This is a genomic window from Vibrio sp. 10N.222.52.B7, from assembly GCF_041474275.1.
Lineage (GTDB): Bacteria > Pseudomonadota > Gammaproteobacteria > Enterobacterales > Vibrionaceae > Vibrio > Vibrio crassostreae_C.
In genome coordinates this window covers 1-305 of sequence record NZ_JBFRTU010000113.1, presented here as the reverse complement: position 1 = coordinate 305, position 305 = coordinate 1, and the positions used below count along the sequence as shown (strand labels likewise).

Genomic DNA, 305 nt, shown 5'->3' with positions numbered 1-305 from the left:
TTGAATGGTTTCTGTGAAGGTATGAACAACACCAAAGTGCCAATGATCATTTCTGTGGTTGGTTTGCTGATTAACATTCCGGTCAACTACGTGCTTATCTACGGTAAGTTTGGTTTCCCTGAAATGGGTGCTGTTGGCTGTGGCTGGGCAACGAGCTTAGTGTATTGGCTAATGTCGGGAATGCTGTATTCCTACATTAAAGGCCATCATCATTACAAAACCATCATCAGCTTTGCAGACGCTAAGCCAAAAGCAAAAGAGATGCTTCATCTTTTAAGGTTAGGTTTACCTATCGGGATGAACAT

The 305-nt window shown here is 42.3% G+C and carries 1 protein-coding gene; it reads left to right on the top strand.

Annotated features, from left to right (window positions below):
- Window positions 1-305: polysaccharide biosynthesis C-terminal domain-containing protein (locus AB4512_RS20865; protein WP_372175542.1), on the top strand; the 305-nt coding region annotated here is incomplete at both ends.